The sequence below is a fragment of the Salinivirga sp. genome (assembly GCF_055145285.1).
The window spans coordinates 1-5675 of the sequence record NZ_JBSRDC010000036.1 but is presented as its reverse complement, the minus strand read 5'-3'; the positions used below and the strand labels follow the sequence as shown (position 1 = coordinate 5675).

Annotated in this window: 5 protein-coding genes; all 5 read right to left on the bottom strand. The window is 33.9% G+C overall.

Annotation, left to right across the window (positions count from 1 at the left end):
- Positions 1-405: 405 nt before the first annotated feature.
- Positions 406-735: a hypothetical protein gene (locus tag ACTB0Y_RS07220; protein WP_463206142.1), complete on the bottom strand. Its 330-nt coding sequence runs from the start codon at positions 733-735 to the stop codon at positions 406-408.
- Between the two features lies 1 nt (position 736).
- A complete protein-coding gene (locus tag ACTB0Y_RS07215; RefSeq protein WP_463206141.1) occupies positions 737-916 on the bottom strand; it encodes a hypothetical protein in 180 nt (59 codons plus the stop codon).
- Between the two features lie 139 nt (positions 917-1055).
- Entirely contained in the window at positions 1056-2081 is a 1026-nt protein-coding gene (locus ACTB0Y_RS07210) for a restriction endonuclease (protein WP_463206140.1), read from the bottom strand.
- 314 nt (positions 2082-2395) lie between these two features.
- The gene (locus ACTB0Y_RS07205; RefSeq protein WP_463206139.1) at positions 2396-4612 is read right to left on the bottom strand and encodes a hypothetical protein; all 2217 of its coding nucleotides are present in this window, start codon (positions 4610-4612) and stop codon (positions 2396-2398) included.
- A gap of 11 nt (positions 4613-4623) precedes the next feature.
- Positions 4624-5136 (bottom strand): T9SS type A sorting domain-containing protein, encoded by a 513-nt coding sequence (locus ACTB0Y_RS07200; RefSeq protein WP_463206138.1) that lies wholly within the window; start codon positions 5134-5136, stop codon positions 4624-4626.
- Positions 5137-5675 lie beyond the last annotated feature (539 nt).

The following is a 5675-nucleotide window of genomic DNA, read 5'->3' as shown; positions in this document are numbered from 1 at the left end:
ATCATTTGCGATATCTTCAATCGCTTTAATTTCTTCCTTTTCGTAGGAATGACTACACCCGATAAAAATGAATCCTATAATTATTATGTAAAAAACTTTCATGTTGCGTATAATTAAGCCCAACGTTCGCGGTTATGAAGCGAAGGCTTTACTTGAAAAGACCGCTCAAACTTCACTGAGCCAAAACTTTGTTTTACAAATGTACAACTTTTGCCGTCAAAACGAAGTTTTGGCGGTGTTAAAATAAAATCCCAAACCCACAAAAACGCACTTGGCGCCTTTGCTTTATGAACCGCTGTTAGGTTGCGTTTTTATAGTAGTATAATAAAAGGTGGATTTCATAAATACGTTAGGAATTTAATTCCAATCCACCTTTCACTATAATAATTTATTTTGTTTACTTAGCTATAGAAAGGCCATTGTTGCCCCTGCAAAGACAACCAATAATAAAACAATTCCAATTAAAGATATAATTAAGCCTGCTATTGCCATACCTCTTGGGGCTTTAAAAAGTCCAACAAAAGAAAGTATTAATCCAAGTACCCATGTTATCCAACCTAAAACTGGCACCCATCCTAAAACTAAAGCAACTAAAGCTAATATAAATCCTGCGGTTCCGATACCATTTGATTTTTTTCTTGTCTGGTTAATAATCACAGTTTGACCAGCTTGTCCTTGTGTATTTGAGTTATTATCCTCTACACCTAATATTTGATTTACATTTTCTTTTGTCATGCTACTGTTTTTTTTGTTTCACAAGAAGAACTATAAAAAATGTTAGAATACCTGCATAACCCAAAAAATCTACAATAACTTTGATTAGGTAGTAATCGGGCCATCCTAAAAGAATGGCAGACGTGGTGTTAAGCATCAATAATGCAACCCCAATAATTCCCAAAATTGTTCCTATTTTCATAATTAGTGATTTAATTTGTCCTACTCGTTTGGCTTTTCGGTTACGCCCCGTTTTTTTGGTTTCTGGACTCCAAAAATTATTTTAAGTTGCAATCTTAATAAGAAAACAACTCATTTTCAGCCACTTGACAACTACCTCGTTATAGGTTCATATTCATTAAGTTAATCCCTGCATTCAACAGCATTTTCGAAAATTCGATACCGGCAATGAGTTGAATTTCATTCTCAGTGGCAATTTTCTCTGCTTGTTCATTATATTTATCAGCTGATGTAATCACCCAAGCAATTTTATTGTAACCATCGTCAATGCTCTCCTTGTTAGTCTTATAGTCCAAAATTTGCTTTGCACCCCATTCCGTGACTTTGCCTTTGCGAAATTTTGCTTGAATGTAGATAATCAATTTGATATTCTCAAAAACAGCAAGAATATCAGCATCTCCTTCTTTATCTCGTTCATTTTTGGCTGGAATTGAAACTTCATTTGCTCCTATTGACTTGAAGTAATTTTTTATTAATTTCTCAAATTTGTCAGGATTCAATTCAGATTTTATTGACTCTAAAACATGCTTAGCAGTTTTTTCAACTATGATTGAATGAAAATGAATTGGTTTATTCTCCATATAATTTGTAATGCTCTTTTCAATGTTCTTTTTCAAGTCATTAATTGAGCCATTTGTTTGGCGAATTTTCATTCTTGATGTCAACTTAGCATCAGCAAATTTTGCCCTGGAAACGTTTTTATGTAAAACTTTCACTTTTCGAGCAAATCCCAAATCGAAAACTTTTCCATTTTCTGAAATTAGATGCGTTCCATTTGTTTTAACTTTCTCATGACTCCAAGTTTGAAGGTCATCGGAATAAGCATCACTAATCAACAAGGGCCTTTCATCAATAATTTCGCAAACAAAAAAGCTTCCCCAACTTGGCACTATTACAATATCGCCTTTACTGAATTTTAAAAACCGCCAAAGATTATGTCTAGTTCGAGGAATATCTCCCCACTTCTCTTTAAATTTTCCATTAAAATACTCCCAGTCACTTTTTAGCACTTTATCAATAAATTCATTGTCAGTAAAATCAGAGAAACCAATTGTTAAAAAGCCTTTGTTTAGTAAAGGGTAAGATAGCTTTGCTTTGTGCGAAATTCTGTGTAACCAATAATTCATAATTGTAAATTTTAATAATGCTTACTTTTTCGGATTTCAGCTTTTCCGTTTTTATGCAAATAAACAAATAGAGTCAGTCAAAATGTGTCGTTTTTATTTTAATCAGTTAACTTTTTAACATAGCAAGGAACAATTATTTAAGCCCAACTAGGGGTACTTACCAAATGCAACCTAACGTGGCCGCTATATGCAGCGGGTTGGGTTTTCAAGGCACTTTCCTATCACCCGAAAGTAAAGATAAGAAAAAGAACTGAACCTAAAAACACCATCAATCCCAACCTGCTGTATGATAGCGTGTTAGCCGCCGTAAATCATTATTCTAATGAATTAAATACTATTCCTGTAATTTTTGTAATCTTCCCTGTATTTAATTCGCTTACATATAAATCACTACCATTTAGAACAACACCAAATGGTTTACAATTATAGGTAAGTGGATATGAAACAGCGGCTCTTGTGGTTGGATCGATAAATATGATTTCATCCCCAGAATCATTATCTCCAATGATAATTTCTGAAGAGACAACCATGCCATTAGCTGCCAGTGCTAGATCTCCAAGCTGAGCCAACACTTCTGAATTAAGATTAGAAATAATATTATTTGTAAAATCAATTTCCAATAAAGTACAGGCTGCCAATTGAGAACAATACATGGTATTGTCTTCTTTGTATTTTAACCCATAAACTCCCATACTATCAATCTCCCATGTATAATCTATATTGCCTGTTTGCGAATCAATTCTATGTATTTTTTGTCCGCCACCATTATCCATTTCGCTATTCATATCAAATTCACTCACATAAATTGTAGTATCATTATACACTTCAATATCTCCCAGTTTTAAGCCAACATGATTTGCAATTTCTGTAACAGAATTATCACTTAAATCAATTTTAATTACCCTACCACTATTTGTAGCACAAAACAAAAAATTGTTATATAGTGTTACTCCAACCGGATTTGCAATACCTGAAGCAATGACGGATTCTGTCTGATTGGCATTATCAATTTTTACAATTTGATTGCTTCCGTATTCGGCTACATACAGATTTCCTGAACCATCGATGTCCATTCCGGTCGGATTTGTTAATCCAGTGTAATAGTCAGAAGTTGTAGTACTTGCAAGGTTTACACCTGATGTAGAAGGATCAGCACCACTTGTATCAATACTGAAGTTGAAAGTTAAAGGATTAGCAGATATTACAATGTTTTCTGCCACATAAGGCCATATTTCGCCGAAGCTGGCAGTTAATTTATAATTTCCATAAAAGGTTTCGATTGAATAATTACCTTCTTCGTCAGTGGTTACTGTTTCACTATTAAACGTGGTAATTACGCCACCCATGATTAGTTCTTTTTCCATGCTAATATTGCATCCGGCAATAGGTGTTGTCCCATCTAAAGCAGTAACTTTACCAGAAATGCTTCCTTTGCGGCTTTCCATTACAAAATCAATTGTACTGGTTTGACCAGCAGGTAAATAATAGGGGCCGGTATCAATAAACAGACCAGCTGATGGCCAGAATAGGGGATTATAATAGGTTCCTCCGGCTAATCGAGATATTGTATACTCTCCTGTTGTGGTGTTATAATTTTCATCCCAGTTGAATAAAGATTCAGTTGCAACTCCATTTTCCCGATGCAAGTGCATCCATACATCGCCATCTGATTCTTCAAAAGGAACATCGCCCTGGTCGGTTCTCTTTAAGAAAGTACCATTGAGGATTGTACCTTCTACAATGGGCAGCATATCAACATTTATGTTGATGGTTTGTCCTACTGACTCTTCAGGTGATAATCCATAGATAAACATTTCATAGTTTTCTGATGGTACATTTATTCCACTACTTGCAGGTAAATTGGTTATTGAAATATTACCTGCTTCATCTGGTAGTATCAAAAAGTTAACGTCATCTTCTGGATCTTCAATAATCATTGAATTATTAACACTTACAATTATATCATTGGCTGTATTTCCTTCTACATTACATGTTATGTATATGTTGGTGCTATCATCGGTATTGTTATTGTATTCACCCTTGTAAATGATGTCTTGAATTTCTGGACCAATATTTCCGTCTCTGTTGACTCTGAATTTAATAGTATTTATGTTTTGGGAAAAATAGGATAGAGGTATGTGAATAATAGACAATCCTGCTCCATAAACATTTGTTCCTGGTACCCATTCGTTATCATTTACGGTTGCTTCCACATGCAATGGGTAGGCTTTAAAAGTGACAAATTCATCACCTAAACTATCACGGTTTAAATCCCATCCGTAAGTGTCTCCGGCTGTTACTTCATAAAAAATGATACTGTCAACTTCAGTTGAGGCAATGTCAATTATTTGGTCTGATTTATGGATTTTTAAGTAGTTTATTCCACCGATACTGAAGGTCATACTATCAATTTCCTGTGTGGGAATAGTTTGGATTTCATTTCCAGTTTTGTAAATATACATGGTCTCGTTTTGTGCATTTGCTACAAAAGCAAATATCAGTATAATGATGATTAAGCTATATTTTTTCATTTTTGTAATCTTTATTGTTTGACAAATCTACTGCTTTGATTAACATTGCCATTGTTTATAACACAGTTGTAGTATCCGCTTGGCAAATCATTAACATCAACCTCAATTTCCACAGCACCATTAGCAGTTGTTATCTTCTCGTCTTTTATAGTTCTCCCATGTAAATCAATAATTTGGAGGGTTATGGTTTTTGTTTTTTCGAATGTATAACGAACCCTCAAAATATCATTGACAGGAACAGGATATACCATTAAACTATTTGGTTTTTCCAATTCAACAGATATTGAAGTTACGTAATCGGTATAACTAAAATACCTGACCTCTGACATAGCAATGGTATCACGTAGATTTGAATATGGATCAATCACAACATTATTTTCCGGCAATGTAATTTTCCGTAATGCAGATAATTCATACTGTTGTTGGGTTCCATCTGTTTTTTTTACATACAGGGTTTGTGCATTAATACAATTAACCCCCAATAATAAAGCAATTGCATAAAATAGTATTATTTTTTTTCTCATTTTGAATAATTTATTTGAACAAATATAAGTTGCTTCTATTTTCAATTCTTATCCGATTAACTTTAAAATTAATCATTTTTCTCTATCTTTTAATTCATAATAATTTTAAAAGGATATATTTGCTATAAAAACGAATAAACGTGCAAGTTTTAGCATTTGCAAAAAGTATTTTATAAGAACTTAAGAAATAGATATGTTTCTCTCAAATCTGTTTCGAAAGTTTCCACTTATGGTGGCTAACGTATGTGGCGATGAAGCGAAGGCCTTACTTGCAAAAACCTGTCAAACTTCATGGAGCCAAAACTTTGTTTTACAAATATACATCTTTACCCGTCAAAACGAAGTTTTGGCGGGGTTAAATTAAAACTTCAAACCCACGAAACGCACTGACCGCCTTTGCTTTATACGCCGCTGTTGAACTCAACCTAAAGGTAGCTAACCGTCCTTACGTATAAGTACTATCATCAAAACATTATACGTATGAAAAACAGAAGCTACCAGAGTGAAGATACAAGGTTTTCTTCATCTGAACAAGGAAA